At 53.1% G+C, this 22,427-nt stretch carries 20 protein-coding genes; 6 read left to right on the top strand and 14 right to left on the bottom strand.

The window, feature by feature from the left end:
- Positions 1-56: 56 nt before the first annotated feature.
- The 6 genes from ABVN44_RS05545 to ahpC all read right to left on the bottom strand — a co-directional run bounded on the left by ABVN44_RS05545 (position 57) and on the right by ahpC (position 6,913).
- The gene (locus ABVN44_RS05545; RefSeq protein ID WP_000417102.1) at positions 57-824 is read right to left on the bottom strand and encodes a dimethyl sulfoxide reductase anchor subunit family protein; all 768 of its coding nucleotides are present in this window, start codon (positions 822-824) and stop codon (positions 57-59) included.
- Positions 824-1,381: a 4Fe-4S dicluster domain-containing protein gene (locus ABVN44_RS05540; RefSeq protein ID WP_001250381.1), complete on the bottom strand. Its 558-nt coding sequence runs from the start codon at positions 1,379-1,381 to the stop codon at positions 824-826. Before ABVN44_RS05540 ends, ABVN44_RS05545 begins: the two co-directional genes overlap by 1 nt.
- Positions 1,378-3,657 carry a molybdopterin-dependent oxidoreductase gene (locus ABVN44_RS05535; protein ID WP_063054192.1) on the bottom strand — a complete coding sequence of 760 codons (2,280 nt, stop codon included), beginning with the start codon at positions 3,655-3,657 and terminating at the stop codon, positions 1,378-1,380. Before ABVN44_RS05535 ends, ABVN44_RS05540 begins: the two co-directional genes overlap by 4 nt.
- Positions 3,650-4,210, bottom strand: a complete 561-nt coding sequence (locus ABVN44_RS05530) for a molecular chaperone (protein ID WP_000377434.1) — start codon at positions 4,208-4,210, stop codon at positions 3,650-3,652. The genes ABVN44_RS05535 and ABVN44_RS05530 overlap by 8 nt, the downstream gene beginning before the upstream one ends.
- Before the next feature lie 332 nt (positions 4,211-4,542).
- Positions 4,543-6,108 carry an alkyl hydroperoxide reductase subunit F gene (gene ahpF / locus ABVN44_RS05525; protein WP_000887644.1) on the bottom strand — a complete coding sequence of 522 codons (1,566 nt, stop codon included), beginning with the start codon at positions 6,106-6,108 and terminating at the stop codon, positions 4,543-4,545.
- Positions 6,109-6,349: 241 nt separating this feature from the next.
- Complete coding sequence (gene ahpC / locus ABVN44_RS05520) at positions 6,350-6,913, bottom strand: alkyl hydroperoxide reductase subunit C (RefSeq protein ID WP_000052802.1); 564 nt, start codon at positions 6,911-6,913, stop codon at positions 6,350-6,352.
- Positions 6,914-7,353: 440 nt separating this feature from the next.
- Here ahpC and dsbG point away from each other — a divergent pair, with 440 nt between their 5' ends.
- The 4 genes from dsbG (at position 7,354) to ABVN44_RS05500 (ending at position 11,310) form a co-directional block, all read left to right on the top strand.
- Complete coding sequence (gene dsbG, locus ABVN44_RS05515) at positions 7,354-8,100, top strand: thiol:disulfide interchange protein DsbG (protein WP_000597122.1); 747 nt, start codon at positions 7,354-7,356, stop codon at positions 8,098-8,100.
- 316 nt (positions 8,101-8,416) lie between these two features.
- Positions 8,417-9,319: a LysR family transcriptional regulator gene (locus ABVN44_RS05510; RefSeq protein ID WP_000002501.1), complete on the top strand. Its 903-nt coding sequence runs from the start codon at positions 8,417-8,419 to the stop codon at positions 9,317-9,319.
- Between the two features lie 165 nt (positions 9,320-9,484).
- Complete coding sequence (locus ABVN44_RS05505) at positions 9,485-10,720, top strand: phosphoadenosine phosphosulfate reductase (RefSeq protein ID WP_000118142.1); 1,236 nt, start codon at positions 9,485-9,487, stop codon at positions 10,718-10,720.
- Positions 10,693-11,310, top strand: a complete 618-nt coding sequence (locus ABVN44_RS05500; RefSeq protein WP_001164751.1) for a ParB/RepB/Spo0J family partition protein — start codon at positions 10,693-10,695, stop codon at positions 11,308-11,310. Before ABVN44_RS05505 ends, ABVN44_RS05500 begins: the two co-directional genes overlap by 28 nt.
- On the opposite strand, the gene ABVN44_RS05495 is transcribed toward ABVN44_RS05500, so the two are convergent.
- Entirely contained in the window at positions 11,311-12,471 is a 1,161-nt protein-coding gene (locus tag ABVN44_RS05495; RefSeq protein ID WP_001245599.1) for a pyridoxal phosphate-dependent aminotransferase, read from the bottom strand.
- A gap of 126 nt (positions 12,472-12,597) precedes the next feature.
- Between ABVN44_RS05495 and ABVN44_RS05490 the strand changes: the two genes are divergently transcribed.
- On the top strand, positions 12,598-13,686 hold the full coding sequence (locus ABVN44_RS05490) for an oxidoreductase (protein ID WP_023231635.1): 1,089 nt from the start codon (positions 12,598-12,600) through the stop codon (positions 13,684-13,686).
- Between the two features lie 35 nt (positions 13,687-13,721).
- Here ABVN44_RS05490 and ABVN44_RS05485 read toward each other — a convergent pair whose 3' ends face one another.
- From ABVN44_RS05485 to entC, 7 genes are all read right to left on the bottom strand, one after another.
- Positions 13,722-13,919, bottom strand: coding sequence for a YbdD/YjiX family protein (locus ABVN44_RS05485; RefSeq protein WP_000460619.1), 198 nt, complete (start codon positions 13,917-13,919; stop codon positions 13,722-13,724).
- Between the two features lie 63 nt (positions 13,920-13,982).
- Positions 13,983-16,088, bottom strand: coding sequence for a pyruvate/proton symporter CstA (gene cstA, locus ABVN44_RS05480; RefSeq protein WP_001043108.1), 2,106 nt, complete (start codon positions 16,086-16,088; stop codon positions 13,983-13,985).
- Between the two features lie 181 nt (positions 16,089-16,269).
- Positions 16,270-16,683: a proofreading thioesterase EntH gene (gene entH / locus ABVN44_RS05475; RefSeq protein WP_020898524.1), complete on the bottom strand. Its 414-nt coding sequence runs from the start codon at positions 16,681-16,683 to the stop codon at positions 16,270-16,272.
- 2 nt (positions 16,684-16,685) lie between these two features.
- A complete protein-coding gene (entA, locus tag ABVN44_RS05470) occupies positions 16,686-17,441 on the bottom strand; it encodes a 2,3-dihydro-2,3-dihydroxybenzoate dehydrogenase EntA (RefSeq protein WP_023231634.1) in 756 nt (251 codons plus the stop codon).
- Positions 17,441-18,298, bottom strand: coding sequence for an isochorismatase family protein (locus ABVN44_RS05465; protein ID WP_393954247.1), 858 nt, complete (start codon positions 18,296-18,298; stop codon positions 17,441-17,443). The genes entA and ABVN44_RS05465 overlap by 1 nt, the downstream gene beginning before the upstream one ends.
- Before the next feature lie 13 nt (positions 18,299-18,311).
- Entirely contained in the window at positions 18,312-19,922 is a 1,611-nt protein-coding gene (gene entE, locus ABVN44_RS05460; protein ID WP_023231633.1) for a (2,3-dihydroxybenzoyl)adenylate synthase EntE, read from the bottom strand.
- A 9-nt stretch (positions 19,923-19,931) separates the two neighbouring features.
- Positions 19,932-21,107 carry an isochorismate synthase EntC gene (gene entC, locus ABVN44_RS05455; protein WP_023231632.1) on the bottom strand — a complete coding sequence of 392 codons (1,176 nt, stop codon included), beginning with the start codon at positions 21,105-21,107 and terminating at the stop codon, positions 19,932-19,934.
- 307 nt (positions 21,108-21,414) lie between these two features.
- Here entC and fepB point away from each other — a divergent pair, with 307 nt between their 5' ends.
- Positions 21,415-22,371: a Fe2+-enterobactin ABC transporter substrate-binding protein gene (fepB, locus tag ABVN44_RS05450; RefSeq protein WP_001238988.1), complete on the top strand. Its 957-nt coding sequence runs from the start codon at positions 21,415-21,417 to the stop codon at positions 22,369-22,371.
- Positions 22,372-22,427: the final 56 nt, after the last annotated feature.

Genomic DNA, 22,427 nt, shown 5'->3' with positions numbered 1-22,427 from the left:
AAAAACTGACACGCCCTGCCAGGTCACGCCTGGCAGGGCTTTTTACTGCATCATCGTTAGTACAAATGCCCGATATTCACAATAGTACTCACCGTGTCGCCAAAAAAGACCAGCCGACTCAGAAATACGCCAACGAATAACAAGACGAACAGGAGTTTCGGGCGCGAATCACCGTGACGGCTGGCGACAAAAGCGAGCGCAAGGCAGACCAGGCTTGCCAGATAAAACGGTGAAGCCAGCCATGAACGCGCCGTCATCTGCATGACCGTTCCCCCGCTTAACCACACCAGCGGCGCCGCGATAAGTACCGCGATACACACCACAATTCCCTGGCGTAACGCAGGAACGGCAGGCCTGAGTTTTAACAGCGGAATCGCCGCGCAACCCATGACCCATACCGTAATAAAAAATAACAGCATGGTAAATCCATTAGCGATAGCCACCATCGCTGGCGCGGCGTAGGTCATCCCCTGCACCGCCACCAGTAACACGCCGAACACGGAGGCGATAAGAGCCATCGCTTTATGTCCCTTTGCCAGGAACGTTACGCCGACCGCTGCGCCAAACAACGTGGCGCCAAGGATTTCCCGACTTAACCAGGCATGTCGCAGGTTAATCAGCGCATTATAAGCGCGATCGGGATGCGCCAGATGCAGAATCGCGGCAATAGACGCCAATGCCAGCACCAGCCCGGTGGCCAACCAATAGAAACGCTGGCCTTCCACTTCACCACGCAGCGTACGCCATGTCAGTACCAAAGCCATCCCGACAGACATCTGGCTTAATACCGTAAAAAACACCAGCGGCAATTCATATTTTTCCATTACTTGTCCTCCGGCTGCTTAGGCTGGCGCGCCAGAATAAAGCGCGTTCCTGGATTGAGCTGTGGCATATGCGGGAACCCTGGCGGATACTGCACCGCATTATCGGGCACAGGATCGGCATCCAAATCGATAATCGACAAGGCGCCCACCGGGCAGGCGTTTACGCACGCCGGATTCATACCGATATCAAGGCGCTCGTAGCACATACTGCATTTTTCCGCTTTACGCGTCTCTTCATTAAAACGCGGCGCGCCATAAGGACAGTTACGAATACAGTTTTTGCAGCCAATGCAGCGCTCAGGGTTATGCACCACCACGCCATCTTCACGTTTGGTATAGGCTTCGACCGGACAGGCGGCGACGCAGGCCGGATGTTCGCAGTGGTTACAGGCCAGCGAGTAAAACGCCCGCTCTTCATGTGGATAGATGTCTTTATCCAACGGATAAACGTAGCGCCAGAAGCGATCCGGCTCCAGTTGGTTAAAGCTTTTACACGCCATAGCACAGCCGCGGCAGCCGATGCACTTATCGCTATTCACTAAAAACGCACGTCTCATGCTACGGATTCCCCTTTACCGATCAATACAACGTCAGCAAACTGACTGTGGATAGCGGCGCCCGGCGCGCCTGTTTTCATCAGCCCCATATCAGCAGGCGTATCGGCCACGACGTTTTGCACGTTGTACTGCCGTTTCGGGAACCACGCTTCATACATCACCAGAAAATCTTCCGGCACGTTGGTGGTGACTTTTGCCCGCAGTTCCACCTCGCCAATGTTGTTGAAAACTTTGACCCGGCCATTTTCGCTAATGCCTTTTTTCTTCGCGGAAGAAGGATGGATATAAACAAACGGTTCCGGATAGAACACCTGCATCCAGTCGAGGTTAATAAATTGCGAATGGATACCGAACTGCACATGCGGCGTAAACAGATGGAAAGGCAGTTTGCTCTCGGCTTCCGGTTTGTATTCCGGCAGCGCGGTGTGGCCGTTTTTCTCCGCCAGTTCAGATTTAAATTCATACTTGCCTGACGGCGTTTTGAACTTGCGATCGTACCAGGCGGCTGAACTTGGCAGAATCGCTTTTTTTGGCCCGTCCAGCAGATCGTCCCAGGAAGAGATGCCGAACATTTTCGCCATACCGTCGTTGAACTCCTGATCCAGCCAGCGCTTGTGATCGAACTCTTGCGGGAAGGTACAGGAACCCGGCGCCATCTTATTAATGGTGCGCGACAGCATGGTAGCGATTTCGAGATCGCATTTTGCTTCATACATCGGCTTAATCGCCGGCTGATTAATGGAAAGCCAGTAGTGCCAGTAAGAAGCATCCACGTTCCATTCTTCAAACGCGGTGGTAACGGGCAGCACGATATCAGCGTGTTGCACCGTTTCGTTGAAGAACTGATCGGCGCAGACCACCATTTCCAGTTTTTCAAACGCTTTCTTCATCTTGCTGCGATCGAAATCCTGGGCAAACGGGTTTTTACAGGCGACCCACAGCATACGAACCGGCGGATCGTTGGCCTCCAGAATCCCCTGCGCCGTCTGGTTGATATTCAGAGAGCGATCGGAGTACTGCACGGCGTCGCTGCCAGCGGCAGCCCCGAATTCACTGGTGGTGCCCGCCGCTCCCGGTATGCCAATAGCGCCCACCGGCGGCTTCTGCAGCATGGCGTTGTAGTTAAAGCCCCAGGTGTGCAGATGACCATAACGCGCGCCGCCGCCTTCGACACCGATGTTGCCGGTCATAGCGACAAAGGCGTCGATAGCGCGAACGTTGGCGCCGCCGTTGACATGACGCTGCATCCCGTAACCAATCCAGACCGTGGCCGGCTTAACCGCCGTAAACTCTTCCGCCAGCTGGCGAATGACATCCGCAGACAGGCCGCAGATTTCTGCCGCCCACTCCACGGTGACGTTATTGCGCAGATAGGCTTCAAATTCCGGATAGCCATGAGCGTCGTTGTTGACAAAATCCTGATCGACCAGGCCTTTATCCAGCAGGTGGCGCGCCATCCCCAGCGCCAGCGCGCCGTCTGAGCCTGGCCGTACGCGCAGGTAGAGATCGGCTTTGGCGGCAGTCTGCGACAGCAGCGGGTCGATAACGACGACCTTCGCCCCTTTCTCGCGCGCCTGATAGATGTACTTCATGCTGTGCATTGAGCACCAGGCCGGGTTGGCGCCCCAGATAATGATGTATTTCGCTTTCACCATATCTTCCGGGTCGTTACACCACATGTCGCCCATGTCGTAGTTTTGCGCGTCGATACCGGCAGGCCAGCACGGCGTACCGGCAAAACGGGTGGTATAGCCAAGCGAGGACATCATCCCTTCAACGGCATAGTTCAGCACGCCAAATTTACCGGAATATTTGGTCAGCGCCAGACCGAGCATAGAACCGTCTTTTTTCTTAATCTCCAGCATTTTGGCGGCAATGCGCTGCATCGCCTCTTCCCATGAGATGCGACGCCAGTTGCCGCTACCGCGAACGTCCTGCGCCATGGGATATTTAATACGATCGGGGCTATAAACCCGGCGCGGATAGCTTAACCCTTTGACGCAAGGGGTACCGTGAGTAAATGTTGATTCCGGCGCACCTTCCACGAAAGTAATGACCCCGTCCTTTACCCACGTCTTGAGGCTACAGGTGTCATAGCAGTTACGCGGACACGCGTTACGATAAATTTTGTACGTTTTAGGGTTAAAGGGAACAGGCGGCTGCGCAAGCGCGCATCGGGAGGTCAGTAATCCTCCGGGTAAAGCCGCAACGGCGCCCAGTGCCACTATCCCCTTTAAAAAAGAACGTCTGTTCAGATGTCCTGTCTCATTACTCATATTGATACTCTCGTTTTAATTCATCAAGCCAATAAAATAAGATGTCCGCCACCGTATATAACGTGGTCGTTTGTGCATGAGTTTTTATTTTTTCGATATATAATGGCACCCACTTTGTTAAATAGTTATTGATATATTGAGTGAGGGTAGAGCGGTATTGTGACGTTTGCCGGGTATTAGCCAGTAATAGTGTGGTCAATTCCAGTACGCAGGAAATATGATCGTCAGGAATATTGCTCTCCTGATTAACCGACAATCCCAACGCTGCCATAAACTCCCGTATCTCCAGCGTCGCCTTTCCCATCACCAGCGCATCCTCTTCCAGATACACTGAAGCGAAAGGCGCAGCCAGCAGCTTGCCAGGGCCGACGAATAGCGCATTAAAGTCATACTCCGCTTCCAGCCACGCCCGGTCGGTAAGGTTTACCGCAGCAGAGGGATTTAATCTCACGTAGGCAGATTTCAGTGAATGACTATCATGAGAATTAAAAAAATCACGCAATGTAAGCCCTGTTTTTTCTAATTCCGTCAGTGATTCATAGATTGAATCCATGAATAAATAACCTCACATACAAATGCAATATAAATCAAGAAAAAAGAATGGGCATGTTAGCGGAAGCGCTTAATCTTTCTTTGATAAAAAAACAGAAAAATTCCAGTTAAATCCGTAGAAGGCTTTTTTATTGTTTCAAAGTTTAAAAACAGAAGACCATTGAAATAAAAAACCGTCTGTTATTAACAGACGGTTTCAGAGTATTGATAATGAAGAACGTGTTTTACCCGGCGGCGTTCCCCGGGCATAAACACCGCAGGCCCGAATAGCTTACACTATCGGGCCGCTTACGATGGCCAGTTAACTGACCTTGCAGGTGTGCTTACTTCTTTTTATGCGATTTTGGTACGAATCAGATAATCAAAGGCGCTCAACGAGGCTTTCGCCCCTTCTCCTGTGGCGATGATAATCTGTTTGTAAGGAACGGTGGTACAATCGCCTGCGGCGAAGACGCCCTTAACGCTGGTTTCACATTTGGCGTCAATAATGATCTCGCCCATGCGGTTACGCTCAAGCGCGCCTTCCAGCCAGTGGGTATTCGGCAACAGACCAATCTGCACAAAAATCCCTGCCAGCGCGACGCTATGAATATCGCCGCTGACACGGTCACGATACTCCAGCCCCACCACTTTCGAACCGTCGCCCTTCACTTCTGTCGTTTGCGCATTCAAAATGATATCGACATTTTTCAGGCTACGCACTTTGTCCTGTAGCACCTGATCCGCCTTCATCTCCGGCGCGAACTCCAGCAACGTAACATGTTCTACAATACCTGCCAGATCGATAGCCGCTTCAACGCCGGAGTTGCCGCCGCCGATGACCGCCACACGCTTCCCTTTAAATAACGGACCGTCGCAGTGCGGGCAATAGGTGACGCCTTTGGTGCGATACTGATCCTCGCCCGGCACATTCATATTGCGCCATTTCGCGCCGGTGGCGATGATGATACTGCGCGCTTTCAATACTGCGCCGGACGCCGTTTCAATCTGATGCAGGCCACCTTCTGTCGCGGCCGGAACCAGTTTACTTGCGCTCTGGCTGTCGATAACGTCAACGTCGTAATCGCTGACATGCGCTTTCAGCGCGCCCGCCAGTTTCTGGCCTTCGGTTTTCGGCACCGAGATATAGTTTTCGATATCCACGGTATCCAGCACCTGACCGCCGAAGCGCTCGCCCATCAGACCGGTACGGATGCCTTTGCGCGCCGAGTAGACCGCCGCCGCCGCGCCCGCCGGGCCGGAGCCGACAATCAGCACGTCATACGCATCGCGTTTGTTCAGCGCTTCCGCCGCGCGTTTTTCTGCGCCAGTATCCACTTTAGCGACAATCTCGGTCAGAGTCATACGTCCCTGGCCGAACTCTTTACCGTTAACAAATACCGCTGGAACACCCATCACGTTACGTTCGGTGATTTCGTTCTGGAAGGTGCCGCCATCAATTGCCGTATGTTTAATACGCGGGTTCAGCACCGCCATCAGGTTCAGCGCCTGCACTACGTCCGGGCAGTTATGGCAGGAGAGTGAATAATAAGTTTCGAATTCAAAATCGCCGTCAATATCGCGAATCTGCTCCAGCAGCGACTGCGCTTCTTTTGACGGATGACCGCCGGTCCACAGCAGCGCCAAAACCAGCGAGGTAAATTCGTGGCCCAGCGGAGAACCGGCAAAGCGCGGCCCCTGCTGAGAACCTGGATTCGTAATCAGGAAAGACGGCTTGCGCACCGGCAGAGTATTGTCTTCTTTAAATGTGACTTTGTCGGACAGCTCGGCGATTTCAGCCAGCAGTTCCTTGATTTCCGCCGATTTAGCGCTGTCATCCAGCGTGGCAATCAGCTCAACAGGTTTGGTCAGTTTCTCAAGGTAAGCCCTGAGCTGGGTTTTCATATTTGTGTCGAGCATTCTTCTTCCCTCTCTGAAAACATCATCATGCAAGCCGACTTCGCGGGACTGCATTAATGCAACTTGCGTCATGGTGCTGAAATGAAATGGGCGCGGGTGCGCCCATGACTGAAACAATTTCCAAAGTATTTCACGTCAGAGTAAGGCGGCTAGCCTGAGAATCCCCGGGAGCTTGCTGAAGTAAGTGACCGGGGTGAGCAGGCGACGCCAACGCAGCTATGGCGTGAAAGACGACGGAAATTTAGATTTTACCGACCAGGTCTAAAGATGGAGCCAGAGTCGCTTCACCTTCTTTCCATTTCGCCGGGCATACTTCGCCTGGGTGAGCGGCAACGTACTGTGCTGCTTTAATTTTACGCAGCAGGTCAGACGCGTCACGGCCGATACCTTCAGCGGTAACTTCGATCGCCTGGATGATACCCTGCGGGTCAACAACAAAGGTCGCACGGTCTGCCAGACCTTCATCTTCACGCATGTTGTCGAAGTTACGGGTCAGGGCGCCAGTCGGGTCGCCGATCATCGCATATTTGATTTTTGCGATAGTTTCAGAGCTGCTGTGCCATGCTTTGTGCGTGAAGTGAGTATCGGTTGAGACGGAATAAACGTCTACGCCCAGCTTCTGCAGTTCTTCGTAATGGTCGGCAACGTCACCCAGTTCAGTCGGGCAAACAAAGGTAAAATCGGCCGGGTAGAAGAAGAAGACGCTCCAGCGGCCTTCGGTATCTTTCTCGGTGACTTCAATGAATTCACCGTTTTTGAACGCCTGGTTTTTGAAAGGTTTGATTTTGGTGTTAATTAAGGACATCTATACTTCCTCCGTGTTTTCGTTGAGGAGTAAGTTAACGAAATTTTGCTGATTCGGCTAATGCGTTTCCATTATCAAATCAATAAGCGTTAACTAACAACCCGATTCGGGCGACATTGTGAACACTGCGCCCTATCAGCCATCTAAAGTAAAAAGGCCGCCTGACAGGCGGCCCCATTACCTGAACTACCCGTAGGTAACTTCAGAGCCAGTACGACTCGTCTTGCAAATTACAGACGTATTGTCTGCAACTCGAAATCCATAGCGTATATGCTGGCTAAGTGTTGCGCTCTACATTACCTTAACAAAGGCTGTAACAGCGAAAAGGATTACATCACCCCAGCATAGAAAGGGCAATCCCGGCACGCCAGCTCTTACCTATGTCTGTGATAGGCATCATCATTAATACTCTTTTCGCTTTGATCTTAAAAGGAAAAAATATGATTAAACGTACATTGCTGCTTGCTATGCTGCCCATTCTCGCCCACGCGGAAGAACTGCCTGCGCCGGTTAAAGCCATTGAAAAACAGGGCATAACTATCCTGAAATCCTTCGAGGCGCCGGGGGGCATGAAGGGCTATCTCGGAAAGTATCAGGATATGGGCGTCACGATTTACCTGACGCCGGACGGCAAACACGCGATTTCCGGCTATATGTATAATGAAAAAGGTGAAAATCTTAGCAACGCCCTGATAGAAAAAGAGATCTATGCACCGGCCGGACGTGAAATGTGGCAGAAAATGGAAAAAGCGTCATGGATACTCGACGGTAAAAAAGACGCGCCGGTGGTGCTGTATGTCTTCGCCGACCCTTTCTGCCCCTATTGTAAGCAGTTTTGGCAACAAGCTCGCCCGTGGGTCGAATCCGGCAAGGTACAATTACGTACGTTACTGGTCGGGGTGATTAAACCGGAAAGCCCGGCCACAGCCGCAGCGATTTTAGCCGCGAAAGACCCGGCGAAAACCTGGCATGACTACGAAGCCTCCGCAGGAAAGATGAAGCTGGAGGTTCCGGCGTCCATCCCCCCGGCGCAGATGAAAGTCATTAATCAGAATCAGCAGTTAATGGACGATCTTGGCGCTAACGCGACGCCAGCAATCTATTACATGAATAAAGATAAGATTTTGCAACAGGTTGTGGGTTTACCGGAAAAAGCGCAACTGGACGCCATGATGGGGCAGCCTTAACGCAGAAATTAGCAAGGCAGAAGCTTAACCGTACCCCGCCCGATAGCGCTGCGTTTGTCGGGCCAACCTCCTCCCGGCATTAACGCGACGCCAGACCAGCATGTCATCCGGCACAGCCTTTTTAGACTAACGGCGTGATTATAAAAGTGTACGTTATGTCCGCCTTTACTGTGATTATTTACTCGCTAAAATATTCATAACTGTGGTATTTTAGTTTAAATAAACTCTACATTAAGTTTAATAAACATAACTCTGGTAAATTATTGAGATTAAGTCATAATCATGAAAGATACCATGATTATGCCAGGAAGATACTATGGCTAACCTTTACGACCTTAAAAAATTTGATCTTAACTTGTTGGTTATATTTGAATGTATCTATCAACATTTAAGCATTAGCAAAGCAGCAGAAACACTCTATATTACACCTTCTGCCGTAAGCCAGTCATTGCAACGCCTGCGCACGCAATTCAACGATCCTCTATTTATTCGTTCAGGTAAAGGAATTACGCCTACCGTAACAGGCATTAATTTACATTATCATTTAGAAAATAACCTTAACAGCCTGGAACAAACTATTAATATAATGAATCAGTCCAGCCTGAAGAAAAAGTTTATTATCTACAGCCCACAGCTGTTGATCACCCAATATGTGATGAAATTAGTTAAATATATCCGCAAAGATCCACAGGTTGAAATTGAACATCACGACATTTTGACCACTGACGAACAGCCTGAAGATCTGCTTGCCTACCGCAAAGCAGATGTTGTGGTTTCATCGGCCCCACTGAATAATCGTTCTATTGTTTGTTCTCACTTTAATAGGATGGAATGTATCCTTGTTTGCAGTGAAAACCATCCCCGACTAGGCGACACCGCCACTATCGACGAAATTCTACAAGAGTCATTTACGCAACTCGTCGCCCGGGCAAGCGGTATAAAAGAGTATCATTCACTTATAGATGATGTGCTGGGGGAAAGAATAATTGGTTTCAGAAGCAAATCGCTGATGACCATCGCCAACGCCATCAGCTCCACGGAGCTTATTGGTTTTTTACCAGAATCACTTGTTGACTATTACTCTTCCTCTATCAAACTTAAAAAAGTTACTACACCTTTTACCATTGCTCCCATACAGCTCTATCTTATGTATAATAGAGCTTCGCTGAATAATAGTGGATTTGCTGAGCTCATTGAGCACATCACAAAAAAGCATTAATAAGAAGGTCAGATAACAGGTGTTAATATAAATTCAATGTATATATTTATGGGATATATTTATTTTACAAATATAATAAAGCATTGCAAGTTCATCTAATCCGCTTATCCTTTATGTTAATTATTTCGAATATACTGTAGTTAACACATCGGAGACTATCCAGAGATGTCGGTTTATAAAGTTCCACTTGAGCAAAATGTTCTGGAAGCGGCTCAAGAGCGTATAATGTGGACCCTGGAAACCTTACCCCGGGTCTGCGTCTCATTTTCTGGTGGTAAAGATTCAGGACTTATGCTGCACCTGACGGCAACGTTGGCGCGCAAAATGAATAAAAAGATCCACGTTCTCTTCATTGACTGGGAAGCGCAATTCTCCTGTACCATCGCCTATATTGAATCGTTACGTGAATACTACGCGGACGTTATTGAGCGTTTTTATTGGGTCGCATTACCCTTGACCACACAAAATTCCCTTTCACAATACCAGCCGGAGTGGCAGTGTTGGCAGCCGGGTACCGACTGGGTACGACAACCGCCAGAAGATGCGATTACCGATCCGGCCTTTTTTTCCTTTTATCAACAAGGCATGACCTTTGAACAGTTCGTTCGCGATTTTGCCGACTGGTTTTCAGAAAAACGTCCTGCCGCTATGCTGGTCGGTATTCGTTCCGACGAATCCTATAACCGATTTGCCGCTATCGCTAACTCGCATAAGCTGCGCTTTGCCGACGATAAGCCCTGGACCACGTTAGCCCCTAAGGGGCACACCTGGTATATCTATCCCATCTATGACTGGAAAACCGCAGATATCTGGACCTGGTTCGCCAAAACAGGTAAACCATGTAACCCTTTGTATAATTTGATGTATCAGGCTGGCGTACCGCCCCGTTACATGCGTATTTGCGAACCGTTCGGCCCGGAACAACGACAAGGGTTATGGCTGTATCATGTTATCGAACCTGAGCGCTGGGCGGCCATGTGCGCCAGAGTCAGCGGCGCACTCAGCGGAGGTATATACGCCGGACAAGACAGCCATTTTTATGGCCACCGGAAAATTTTAAAACCCGATCACCTTAACTGGGAAGAGTACGCGCTGCTCCTGCTACACAGTATGCCTGAAGTCACTGCCGAACATTACCGTAATAAAATCGCCGTTTATTTGCAGTGGTATAAGAAAAAAGGCATGAACACCATTCCACAGACGCAGCATGGCGATATCGGATCGCGCGATATTCCGTCGTGGCGACGGATCTGCAAAGTATTACTGAACAATGATTACTGGTGCCGGGCGCTGTCATTCAGTCCGACAAAACCTAAGAATTACCAGCGTTATAACGAACGTATGAAAGCTAAACGCCAGGAATGGGGGATCTTATGCAACACCGACTCACAGCCGAAATAACTCACTTTCTCTCTGAACTGCCTGAAGAGGAGAGGATCGCCGCCATTAATGAATTTAGAATGGCGATACATAGCGTTAGTCCTTTTCGCGATGAGCCTGTCGATTGTGTCCTGTGGGTGAAAAACGATCATATTTCGCCTAATGACTACAACCCGAATAACGTTGCGCCGCCGGAGAAAAAACTGCTGCTTAAATCGATTGAACAAGATGGGTTTACTCAGCCGATCGTGGTGGTAAAGGCCGATGCCGAGGAGTACGAGATTGTGGACGGTTTTCACCGTCATGAGCTGGGCAAAGGAAAAGCGGCCCTGAAAAGGCGTCTGAAAGGCTACCTGCCGATAACGTGTCTGGACAGAGAACGTCACGAACGCATGGCGGCAACCATTCGGCATAACCGCGCGCGCGGGCGTCACCAGATCCACGCCATGTCAGAAATCGTGCGCGAACTTTCTCTGCTAGGCTGGGACGAGAGCAAAATCGGCCAGGAGTTAGGTATGGACGCCGATGAAGTCCTGCGCCTGAAACAGATCAACGGCCTGCAGGAGCTTTTTGCAGACCGTCGATTCTCCAGAGCGTGGACGGTTAAATAACTACAGTTTACACAGGCGCTCTGCGGCGGCCAGCAGCGTTGATTCCTGTTTAGCGAAACATAAACGTATAAGCTGATGCGGGAAAGGGGCGGCGCAAAAGACAGAAAGCGGAATAGCGGCGACACCGACTTCTTCGGTTAGCCACTGACAAAACTCAACGTCATTTAGCGTCGACACTGCGCTGTAATCGATTAACAGAAAATAGGTACCTTCACAGGGCAGCACTTTTAATCGGCTTTGCGCCAGCGCGTTAACCAGCACATCGCGTTTTTTCCGGTAAAAATCGGGTAACGCGCGATAGTGTTCCGGCGCGGCGCGCAGCATATCCGCCAACGCCAGTTGCGCCGGCGTATTGACGCAAAACGTCAGGTACTGATGAACTTTGCGTATTTCGGCGCTAATGGCCGCAGGCGCAACGCAGTAACCAATCTTCCATCCTGTCATATGAAAGGTTTTACCAAACGATGAAACGGCAACCGCCCGCTCTCGTAACTGAGGGTGCGCCAATACGCTGGCATGGCCTTCGACGGCAAAACAAATATGCTCGTACACTTCATCGCTTAATACATAAATTTCCCGCTCGCCGATAGCCTGCCACAGCGCCTCGATATCCTCCTGACGCCAGACGGTAGCGGTGGGATTATGCGGCGTATTGAGGATCACCAGCCGCGTGCGCTCGCTAAGCAACGCCGAAAACGCCTGCCAGTCGACGCGAAAATGCGGCGGTGTAAGCGCTATGCGTTTTAACACGCCGCCGGAAAGCGCCACGGCCGGGGCATAGCTGTCGTAACTGGGATCGAAACAGATAACCTCATCCCCTGCCCGCACCAGCGCGGTAATCGCCGCATACAGCGCTTCTGTCGCGCCCGCCGTGACGGTGATATCACTGACGTCATCGGGTCGATAACCATATATTTCCGCCGTTTTATCGGCTATGGCCTCCCGCAGCGCCTGCGCGCCCGTCATCGGCGCATATTGATTCGCGCCCTGCGCGACATGATAAGCCAACCGCTCGTGCAAATAACGAGGACCATCAAAATCAGGGAAGCCTTGCGATAAATTTATTGCCTGATGTTTCTGCGCCAGCGCGCTCATTTGCGTAAAAATCGTGGTGCCAAGATTGGGCAATTTGCTTTTTGGAATCAGTGGGTTATTTCTCATTATCTTCATACCCGCCAGTGATGTGGTTATTGACACACTATCACAGGGTGTTAGTATTTGGCAATCAAGACGTTTAGATGTCTAAATATAATAACAGCGGTGAGAAGACCCTAAGGACAACACAACATGAACCACACTGAAATCCGCGTCGTTACCGGCCCGGCGAATTATTTTTCCCATGCCGGAAGCCTCGGAAGACTGACAGACTTTTTCACGCCGGAACAGCTTTCCCACGCCGTTTGGGTGTACGGCGAACGCGCGATTGCCGCCGCCCGGCCTTACCTGCCGGAAGCGTTTGAACGTGCTGGCGCAAAACATCTGCAGTTTACCGGCCATTGTAGCGAACGCCATGTTACCCAACTGGCGCACGCCTGCAACGACGATCGTCAGGTGGTGATAGGCGTCGGCGGCGGCGCGCTGCTCGATACCGCCAAAGCGCTCGCCCGCCGTCTGGCGCTGCCGTTTGTCGCTATCCCGACCATCGCAGCGACCTGCGCCGCCTGGACACCGCTTTCCGTCTGGTATAACGACGCGGGACAGGCGTTACAGTTCGAAATTTTTGATGATGCCAATTTTCTGGTGCTGGTCGAACCGCGCATTATTCTGCAGGCGCCCGATGACTATCTGTTAGCTGGCATTGGCGATACGCTGGCGAAATGGTATGAAGCCGTTGTGCTTGCGCCGCAGCCTGAAACGTTACCTTTGACCGTAAGACTGGGCATTAACAGCGCGTGCGCTATTCGCGATCTCCTGCTGGACAGCAGCGAACAAGCATTAGCGGATAAACAGCAGCGTCGGCTGACCCAGGCATTTTGCGACGTGGTGGATGCGATTATCGCTGGCGGCGGTATGGTCGGCGGCCTTGGGGAACGCTATACCCGTGTCGCCGCCGCCCATGCGGTACACAACGGTCTGACCGTCCTGCCGCAAACGGAAAAATTCCTGCACGGAACGAAAGTGGCTTATGGCATTCTGGTGCAAAGCGCGCTACTGGGACAAGATGACGTGCTGGCGCAATTGATTGCAGCGTACCGGCGATTTCATCTGCCGGCCAAGCTTAGCGAACTGGGCGTGGATATTCATAACACCGCCGAAATCGATAGGGTAATCGCGCATACCCTGCGCCCGGTCGAATCCATCCACTATTTACCGGTGACGTTAACGCCAGACACCCTGCGTGCGGCGTTTGAAAAAGTTGAATTTTTCAGAATATAGCCTGGTGGCGTTGCGCTTATCAGACCTGGCAACCATCAGCAGCAACGCGCGCCGCCTTTTCCACCATAGCGCGCATCCTGCCGCTCGCGGAAAAATTCTTCATAGGTCATCGGCGTCTGATCCGGATGCGTTATGCGCATATGCTCAACATAGTTGTCGTAGTCTGGCACGCCAATCATCATTTTTGCGGCCTGTCCCAGATATTTTCCGGCTTTCGAAAGCGTATCGAACATCGTTGTCACCTGTCATTCAAATGCCCTCTCCTTATTCTGGAGAGGGCTATTGATGAAAAAAGATTAGTGCGCGCCTTTCGCCTGCGTCACGATCTCATCCACATTTTCCGGCATCGGCTCATACGGCGTTTCATTCGCCGTCGGTTTATCAATCTTCAGAGCGGCCAGCGCCGTCTTAATAGAGAAGACCGCCAGCACCACGACCACCACCATAAAGAAGATGGTTAGCCCGGCATCCAGACGGTTATTGAATACCAACTGCGCGAGCTGCGATTCGGTGTATTGCGGCGGAATATTGCCGCTGTCGATCATCGCCTGGAACTTATTGGCAATGGCCAGGAAGCCGATTTTCGCATCCGGACTAAACGCTTTCTGCCAGCCCGCCGTCAGCGTACAAATCAGCAGCCAGGCCGTTGGCACCAGCGCGACCCACGCATAACGCTGACGCTTCATTTTGAACAGTACCACGGCGCAAAGCATCAGCGCCATCCCCGCCAGCATCTGGTTAGCGATGCCAAACAGCGGCCACAGGGTGTTAATACCGCCCAACGGATCGACCACGCCCTGATGGAGGAAATACCCCCACGCCAGCACGCACAATGCCGTAGCAAGCAGGTTCGCTGGCAGCGAATCGGTACGTTTCAGCCCTGGCGACACTACGCCCAACAAATCCTGCAACATAAAGCGCGCCGCACGGGTACCCGCATCCACCGCCGTCAGAATAAACAGCGCTTCAAACAGAATGGCGAAGTGATACCAGAACGCCACATCCATCATGCCGCCCAACGCGCCATGTAAAATGTAGGCCATCCCTACCGCCAGCGTTGGCGCACCGCCTGCGCGGGAGATAATGGATTGTTCGCCGACTTCATTGGCAATCTGGTGTAACGTATCCGGCGTGATAGCGAAACCCCAACTACTGACCACCTGCGCGGCAGAAGCCACGACATCCGCTGTCCCCGCTGGCGCCAGTACCGCCATCGGGCTATTCATCGCAAAGTAAACGCCCGGATCGATAATACAGGCCGAGACCAGCGCCATAATGGCGACGAAAGATTCCATTAACATCCCGCCGTAGCCGATAAAGCAGGCCTGGCCTTCGTTGGCCAACATCTTCGGCGTCGTGCCGGAGGAGATGAGCGCATGGAAACCGGAGACCGCGCCGCAAGCGATGGTAATAAACAGGAACGGGAACAGGTCGCCCGTCCAGACCGGTCCGGTACCATCAACAAATTTGGTCAGCGCTGGCATAGTCAGCGTCGGACGCATGATCAGAATCCCGACCGCCAGACCGACAATCGTACCAATTTTCAGGAAGGTAGAGAGGTAATCACGCGGCGCGAGCAGCAGCCAGACCGGCAGTACCGCCGCGACAAAACCATAACCCACCAGCATCCAGGTAAGCTGCACGCCAGTAAAATCAAAGTACGGCGCCCAGGTTGGGCTTGCCGCCACCCATCCGCCGGAAATAATAGCGAAAATAAGGAATACCAGCCCAATGACCGACACCTCGCCGATGCGCCCCGGACGCAGATAACGCAGGTAGATGCCCATAAAAATCGCCAGTGGAATAGTGAACGCGACAGTGTACGTTCCCCACGGGCTATGGGTCAGCGCTTTCACCACGATCATCGCCAGGACGGCCAGAATGATCACCATGATCATAAAGCAGGCTACCAGCGCGATCACCCCTGCCGTCGCGCCCATCTCCTCTTTAACCAGCTCGCCAAGCGAACGCCCATCGCGCCGGGTCGAGACGAACAGCACCATAAAGTCCTGCACCGCTCCCGCCAGCACAACGCCCGCCAGCAGCCAGATCATCCCCGGCAGATAGCCCATCTGCGCCGCCAGTACCGGCCCGACCAGCGGACCTGCGCCAGCAATGGCAGCAAAATGGTGACCGAACAGCACTTTCTTATCGGTCGGGACATAATCCAGACCATCATTATGACGTACCGCGGGCGTCATACGCGTTGGGTCAACCGCCAGCACTTTTTTGGCGATATAGAGCCCATAAAAACGATACGCAATAAGATAGACACAGACCGACGCCACCACGATCCATAGCGCGTTGATCTGTTCCCCACGATTTAACGCAATATAGCCCAGGGCAAACGCACCCAATACTGAGAGCGCTGTCCAGACGAGGTATTTCCCTGATTTATTCATAGTTGTTGTCCGTTTGGGTGTTCCAGAGAGATGTTACATTTTGTTTCTATAACACCTTTACCGTAATTAACAACACAACAACATGATAAAACCGGATCGTTACCCATTTTTTACATTACAGTGTTAACCAGATCACTTCCTTTCTTCGTTAACGCTGCAATTGCATTTTACTTTGTCAGAACTATCCCATTACCGCCGTTCCCAGGCGACAGGTGCAGCAGCGCCTCCCCTGCTCGTCAAAGAGCGTAATTTCCCAGCTTTGATTCTGCCGTCCCAGATGCAGCGGCACGCAAACACCGCGTACTTTCCCCTGCGAGACGGCGCGGTGGTGAGTGGCGTTTAACTCGGTCCCGACCACGCACTGCCCGTCGCGGGTCATCAGATAACCGGCCATTGATCCTAACGTCTCCGCCAGCGCTGCCGATGCGCCGCCGTGTAGCAGACCAAACGGTTGATGAGTGCGGGCATCGACGGGCATTTCCGCCTCCAGCACGTCATCGCCCAGACGGGTGTAAACAATGCCCAGATGCGCCACCAGCGTGTTCTGACTGGTAGCGTTCAATTCATCCAGCGTTAAATGCCGTTTCCAGATCATCGTCAGGCTCCCAATGTTGAACCGCCGTCCACCACGATATCCTGCAAGGTAATGTGGCTGGCCAGATCGGAGGCAAGAAACAAAATGGTATTGGCTATCTCCTGCGGACGGGCGATTTTACCGAGCGGTATGCCGAGCTTAAACTGTTCGCCGAAACCGCGAATGCGCTGTTGTTCGGCATCTTCACTCACCCATAACGTGCGCTGCATATCGGTGTCAGTCGAACCCGGCGACACCACATTACAGCGTACCCCGCAGCCCGCCAGCTCCAGCCCTACGGTTAGCGCCAGGCTTTTCAGCGCCGCTTTAGAGGCGCCGTAGGCGCTCATACCGATACGCGGCGTATGCGCCGCATCTGAGGCTACGGTGACAATCGCCCCTCCTTGCTGACGGCGAAACTGCGCCATCGTCTGCGAAAACAGGTTAAATGCCCCGCCCACATTGACCGCAAACGTCTGCTGCCAGTCGTCGACGCTAAGCGCATCGGTCGCTCCCATACGCAAAATACCGGCGGCGTTGACCAGCACATCCAGCCGCGGCGTTTTTTGCAACACACGCTGACACACCTGCGCAACCTGTGCGGCATCCGCCACATCCATGACTTCGGTAGCAAAGGGATAACTCTCTTGCGTAAATTCGCGATCGAAGCCGATCACCCGCGCCCCGGCGTCGACAAACGCCAGCGCCGTCGCGTAACCGATCCCTTTCCCCGCCCCGGTCACCCATACCGTTTTGTCTGAAAAATCAAAGCCGGTCATTACTCTACCCCGCGAGAAAGCAGCGCCCACCAGGCGTCAATGGTCGGGTTTTTCGCCAGCATCACGAAGTCGATATCGCCGTGTACTTTACGCCAGCGCGCCGCCAGCCCCATCATGCGTACTGAATCCAGGCCATAATCAATCAGGTTTTCATCATCCAGCGGCTCGTCGGTCTCATCCAGCAACGGCAGAATCAACGCCCGCAGCGCCGCTTTACTGGCAGGAACCGGCGTCGGCAGCAGCGATTCAGTCATGACGACGCGACCGGAACGCCCCGCCACATAGTTCAGCGCCATCAGATGCTCTTCCCGGCTGAAATCCGCCAGCGCATCCGCCACCATAAACGGCTTAATGTCGCGCATAAACGTATCGGTAGCGGTGGTCATACAGCCAATATGCGCATACACGCCGGTAATGATGAGCTGATTGCGTCCGGTATCTTTTAACATCTGTTCCAGCGGCGAGCGGTGAAACGCGCTATAACGCCACTTCACCAGCACCGTATCCGCCTCATCCGGCGTTAAGGCTTCTACCACCTTCTGCTGTTCCGGAGAGCGCGTCAGTCCCGGCCCCCACATATCATTGAGTAACGCGCGATCTTCATCGCTTTGCTCTTTCGGCTGAGCGGTGTAATAGACCGGGATATGATGTTCCTTACAGTACTGGCGCAGAGCGGCGATATTGGCAATCACCTGGTCCATCATTGGGCAGTTGCGGCCCCAAAAGCTGACAAAGTAATCCTGCATATCGTGGATGAGCAGCGCCGCGCGCTCCGGCTCAAATGCCCAGTTCACTTTGTTGGTCGGGATATCCAGTGCGGTGGGCAGCGCGTAAGACTGTAGTTTCGGAATGGCCATCTCTCTTTCTCCTTCAGAGCGGTGAACGTGACGCCAACCGCTGGCGTAATTGTTTTTTATCGACTTTACCAACCGGCGTCAGCGGCAGTGACGCAACGCACTCCACGCGATCCGGTAATTTAAATTCCGCCACGCCCTGCTCTCGCAGGAAACGGCGTACCTGTACCGCTCGCAGCGGCTCTTTTACCACCAGATATGCGCAACTTTTTTCCCCCAGCAGTTCATCTTCCATGCTGACCAGCGCCGCATGGATCACCGCCGGGTGGCGCAGTAACAGGTTTTCTATCTCTTCGGCGGCTATCTTCTCGCCGCCCCGATTGATCTGATCTTTTTCACGCCCGTGAACGGTGATGTAGCCGTCTTGATCAATGGAGATCAGATCGCCGGAGCAGTAAAAACCGTTGGCGTCAAAGGCGCTGGCATTGTGTAGCGGACTGTTGAAATAGCCGCGAAAAGTATAGGGGCCGCGCGTCATCAGACGACCAATCTCGCCCGGCGGCAGTGGATTCCCGTCAGCATCCGCCACCCACACTTCGTCGTCCGGACACATGGGTCTTCCCTGGGTATTGATAATCCGTTCCGGACTATCGTCCAGCCGGGTATAATTCACTAACCCTTCCGCCATGCCGAAGACCTGCTGCAACTGACAGCCAATTTCAGCCGGAATACGGGCGGCCAGCGTCGCAGAAAGGCGCGCGCCGCCGACCTGCAATAACCTTAATGACGCCAGCGGCGTATTGCCGCCCCACTCCTGGATAGCCTGTAGCCATAGACTGACCGCGGGCGGCACCAGCGCCGTGGCATTAATCTGGTGTTTTTCGATCAGCGGGAAACAGAGCGTGGCGCTGGGATCGGTCGCCAGCACTACCGTTCCTTTGGCAAGAAAGACGCCCAGCGCGCCCGGCGAACTCATGGCGTAGTTATGCGCGGCGGGAATCGCGCACAGAAAACGCGTCTCCTCGTTGAAACCGCAAATCTCATTGCTGCGGCGCACGCTGTAGTAATAGTCGTTATGGGTACGGGGAATAAGCTTTGGCGTGCCGGTAGTACCGCCGGAAAGCTGAAAGTAGGCCACTTCGTCAGCAGGTGATGGCGTGGCGGTGAAATCTTCCGCCGCCTGCCGCATCGCCGCGTCCAGGCTGTGATCGCCGTCGTCGTTGCGCAATAACACCACCCGCACAGAGCGGTGTTCAGCCACAAACGTGTTGAGAAAGTCCTCCCCGGCGAACAGCATATGTTGGCGATCGGCAATCACCAGCGTCGGCGCGATCTGCATCGCATAGGCGTTAAGTTCGGTACGTTGATGGCTAAACAGCGCCAGAACAGGCGCTACGCCAAGCTTCAACAGGGCGAAAAAGGTGATATACAGTTCCGGTACATTCCCCAGTTGTACCAGAGCGGTTTCGCCAGGTTTGATGCCCTGACGGCGTAAACTGCAGGCCAGATTATCCGCGGCCTGGTTGAGCTGGCGATAGCTGAATGCGCGCTCGCCTTCAATGACCGCCGTCTTGTCGCTGTCAGCGTGGCGGGTCAGAATATCGGTCAACGGCACGTCTTGCCAGTAGCCTTTTTCACGATAACGGCGGGCAAATTCATCCGGCCAACGGGTGAAAGGTATACGCATCATCGTTCCTTAATGCAGTCCAAAAACGTTCAACATCGTAGAGAGCTTGACGCCGGTTTCCCGCCACTCGCCGACTGGCGAAGAGGCAGGGACAATCCCGGCGCCGGCGAACAGGCGCACCTGATTACCGTGCAATTTCGCGCAACGAATCGTTACTACCCACTCGCCGTTTCCTTCGGCGTCGCACCAGCCGACAATGCCGCCAAACAGTTCACGATCGAACGGTTCCAGTTCAGCAATCAGCTTTTTCGCGACCTGATGGGGGAAACCGCTTAACGCAGGCGTTGGATGCAGCAGACAGGCCAGCGTCAGCGCGTTTTCTCCGGCGTTGGCCTTGCCCTCAAACGGCGTACCGAGATGCCATAGCGTCGGCGTGGTGATCAACTGCGGAGAGGAAGGTAATTGCAGTTCCGTGCTGCGATCGCGCAGGATCTGCTTCATCGCCTGCGTCACCAGCTCATGTTCATGGCGATCTTTTTGTGAAGCCAGCAGTCGGTTTCCCGCCTCGCGATCCAGAACGTCATCCGGCTGCCGGCGTGCCGAGCCTGCTAACGGCAGCGAACTAAACCGCTCGCCCTCTTTGCGTAGCAGCAATTCGGGGCTGGCGCCCAGCAGAACGCCGCCATCCGCCAGTGGCACATGGAAGTTGTAACTAACTGGATTCTGCGCAACCAGCCGCTCCAGCAATGCTCCGCTATCCACCGCCACATCAGTGGTGATATCTATTAACCGGGAAAGCACCACTTTATCGACGTCTGGCGTGGCGGTCAGCATAGCCGCACGTGCGACCATCGCTTCAAAAGCATCCTGCTCCGGAATCGCCTTTCGCGCCGTCACCGTCAGCGGCTGATGGGCAGTAAAATAACGCGCCGTGCGCTGCTTTTGCTGGCGGGAAAAGGACTGCCACGCCATCGGGATAAATAGCGACGACGGCTGACGGGTATCAAAGGGGATCGCCCCCACCAGGATAGGGTTGGCGATGCCCTGCGATTTGGCCTCGGCAAACTGCTGGCGCAATTTCTGCTGGAAAGGGCTATCCGGCGAATCTCCGGCAACCGCAGGCTCGGTATAACGGGCGAAGCACCCGGAAGTGGTAAAACTGCGATACGGCGACATGAAGAAAAAGCGATCGGGAGCAAGCGTTGCCATTGTCTCCTGAGCGTCCTCGGCCAGTGACATATCCATATCATCCTCCAATGATAAAGGCTTATATACACTTCATCTTTCAAGCTGCCTCTTTGTTGGCTGCGCTCAGAAACCCCGGTCACACAGTTATCTATGCCCGCGGGGATTCTTCCCTTGCCGTCGCGATGCTTCTTGAATGATTTTGTGTATAATAATGATTATTATTTCTATTTTTAGTGCGCTAACCTAAGAGTAAAACGTCGCTCTGTCAACTCTGGTCATGAGTTAAATGGCACTAAGGCTTGCATCTCGCTGCCGCTGAGATGAAAATGAGAAGCATTAACTTTATTAATAACAGGACGCTATTGTGAGACTCCCCGCCTTTTATCGTTGGCTGCTTTTAGTGGTTGGTATATCAATTTCAGGAATATCCTTAGCCCAGGACGCCGGTTGGCCCCGGCAAATCCAGGACAGCCGCGGCGTTCATACTCTGGACCACAAACCCGCGCGTATCGTCTCTACCAGCGTGACGTTAACAGGCTCGCTGCTGGCGATTGATGCGCCCGTCGTCGCCAGCGGGGCCACTACGCCGAATAACCGCTTTGCTGACGATCAAGGGTTTATGCGCCAGTGGAGCGACGTAGCAAAGGCTCGCCATGTCGCCCGGCTGTACATCGGCGAACCGAATGCCGAAACGGTCGCAGCGCAAATGCCGGATCTCATTTTGATTAGCGCCACCGGCGGCGACTCCGCGCTGGCGCTTTACGATCAGCTCTCCGCTATCGCGCCGACGCTCGTCATCAATTATGACGATAAAAGCTGGCAGAGTTTGCTCACGCAGCTTGGCGAGATCACCGGTCAGGAGAAACAGGCCGCCGCGCGAATAGCGGAATTTGAGACGCAACTGACGACGGTTAAACAGCGAATCGCCCTGCCGCCGCAGCCGGTTAGCGCGCTGGTGTATACCCCTGCCGCGCATAGCGCCAATCTGTGGACGCCAGAATCAGCACAAGGCAAGCTATTGACACAGTTAGGCTTTACGCTGGCGACATTGCCCCGAGGGCTGCAAACCAGCAAAAGCCAGGGTAAGCGCCACGATATCATTCAGCTTGGCGGTGAAAATCTGGCCGCCGGGTTAAACGGCGAATCTCTTTTCCTGTTTGCCGGCGACAACAAAGATGTCGCGGCCCTTTACGCCAATCCGCTGCTGGCGCACCTGCCAGCGGTGCAAAATAAGCGCGTCTATGCCCTGGGTACGGAGACGTTCCGTCTGGATTATTACAGCGCAACATTGTTGCTTAACCGGCTGGCCGCCCTGTTTTAGCCTTATCGGAGTCTTATCCGACTGACCAGACCGATTTTGTCAGTCGGATAAACGCC

This window comes from Salmonella sp. SJTUF15570, assembly GCF_043357055.1.
In the GTDB taxonomy this organism is placed as follows: Bacteria; Pseudomonadota; Gammaproteobacteria; order Enterobacterales; family Enterobacteriaceae; genus Salmonella; species Salmonella enterica.
The sequence above is the reverse complement of the archived record's forward strand: the minus strand, read 5'-3'. Positions and strand labels throughout refer to the sequence as shown.

What these genes read in the sequence shown, in the direction of transcription:
- ABVN44_RS05495 (WP_001245599.1), bottom strand. Translation starts at nt 12,471, where the DNA reads ATGAGAAATAACCCACTGATTCCAAAAAGCAAATTGCCCAATCTTGGC.
- entA (WP_023231634.1), bottom strand. Translation starts at nt 17,441, where the DNA reads ATGACCGGCTTTGATTTTTCAGACAAAACGGTATGGGTGACCGGGGCG.
- ABVN44_RS05490 (WP_023231635.1), top strand. Translation starts at nt 12,598, where the DNA reads ATGAACCACACTGAAATCCGCGTCGTTACCGGCCCGGCGAATTATTTT.
- dsbG (WP_000597122.1), top strand. Translation starts at nt 7,354, where the DNA reads ATGATTAAACGTACATTGCTGCTTGCTATGCTGCCCATTCTCGCCCAC.
- ahpF (WP_000887644.1), bottom strand. Translation starts at nt 6,108, where the DNA reads ATGCTCGACACAAATATGAAAACCCAGCTCAGGGCTTACCTTGAGAAA.
- entC (WP_023231632.1), bottom strand. Translation starts at nt 21,107, where the DNA reads ATGGATATGTCACTGGCCGAGGACGCTCAGGAGACAATGGCAACGCTT.
- entH (WP_020898524.1), bottom strand. Translation starts at nt 16,683, where the DNA reads ATGATCTGGAAACGGCATTTAACGCTGGATGAATTGAACGCTACCAGT.
- entE (WP_023231633.1), bottom strand. Translation starts at nt 19,922, where the DNA reads ATGCGTATACCTTTCACCCGTTGGCCGGATGAATTTGCCCGCCGTTAT.
- ABVN44_RS05465 (WP_393954247.1), bottom strand. Translation starts at nt 18,298, where the DNA reads ATGGCCATTCCGAAACTACAGTCTTACGCGCTGCCCACCGCACTGGAT.
- cstA (WP_001043108.1), bottom strand. Translation starts at nt 16,088, where the DNA reads ATGAATAAATCAGGGAAATACCTCGTCTGGACAGCGCTCTCAGTATTG.
- ABVN44_RS05510 (WP_000002501.1), top strand. Translation starts at nt 8,417, where the DNA reads ATGGCTAACCTTTACGACCTTAAAAAATTTGATCTTAACTTGTTGGTT.
- ABVN44_RS05505 (WP_000118142.1), top strand. Translation starts at nt 9,485, where the DNA reads ATGTCGGTTTATAAAGTTCCACTTGAGCAAAATGTTCTGGAAGCGGCT.
- ABVN44_RS05535 (WP_063054192.1), bottom strand. Translation starts at nt 3,657, where the DNA reads ATGAGTAATGAGACAGGACATCTGAACAGACGTTCTTTTTTAAAGGGG.
- ABVN44_RS05485 (WP_000460619.1), bottom strand. Translation starts at nt 13,919, where the DNA reads ATGTTCGATACGCTTTCGAAAGCCGGAAAATATCTGGGACAGGCCGCA.
- ABVN44_RS05530 (WP_000377434.1), bottom strand. Translation starts at nt 4,210, where the DNA reads ATGGATTCAATCTATGAATCACTGACGGAATTAGAAAAAACAGGGCTT.
- ABVN44_RS05500 (WP_001164751.1), top strand. Translation starts at nt 10,693, where the DNA reads ATGCAACACCGACTCACAGCCGAAATAACTCACTTTCTCTCTGAACTG.
- ahpC (WP_000052802.1), bottom strand. Translation starts at nt 6,913, where the DNA reads ATGTCCTTAATTAACACCAAAATCAAACCTTTCAAAAACCAGGCGTTC.
- ABVN44_RS05540 (WP_001250381.1), bottom strand. Translation starts at nt 1,381, where the DNA reads ATGAGACGTGCGTTTTTAGTGAATAGCGATAAGTGCATCGGCTGCCGC.
- ABVN44_RS05545 (WP_000417102.1), bottom strand. Translation starts at nt 824, where the DNA reads ATGGAAAAATATGAATTGCCGCTGGTGTTTTTTACGGTATTAAGCCAG.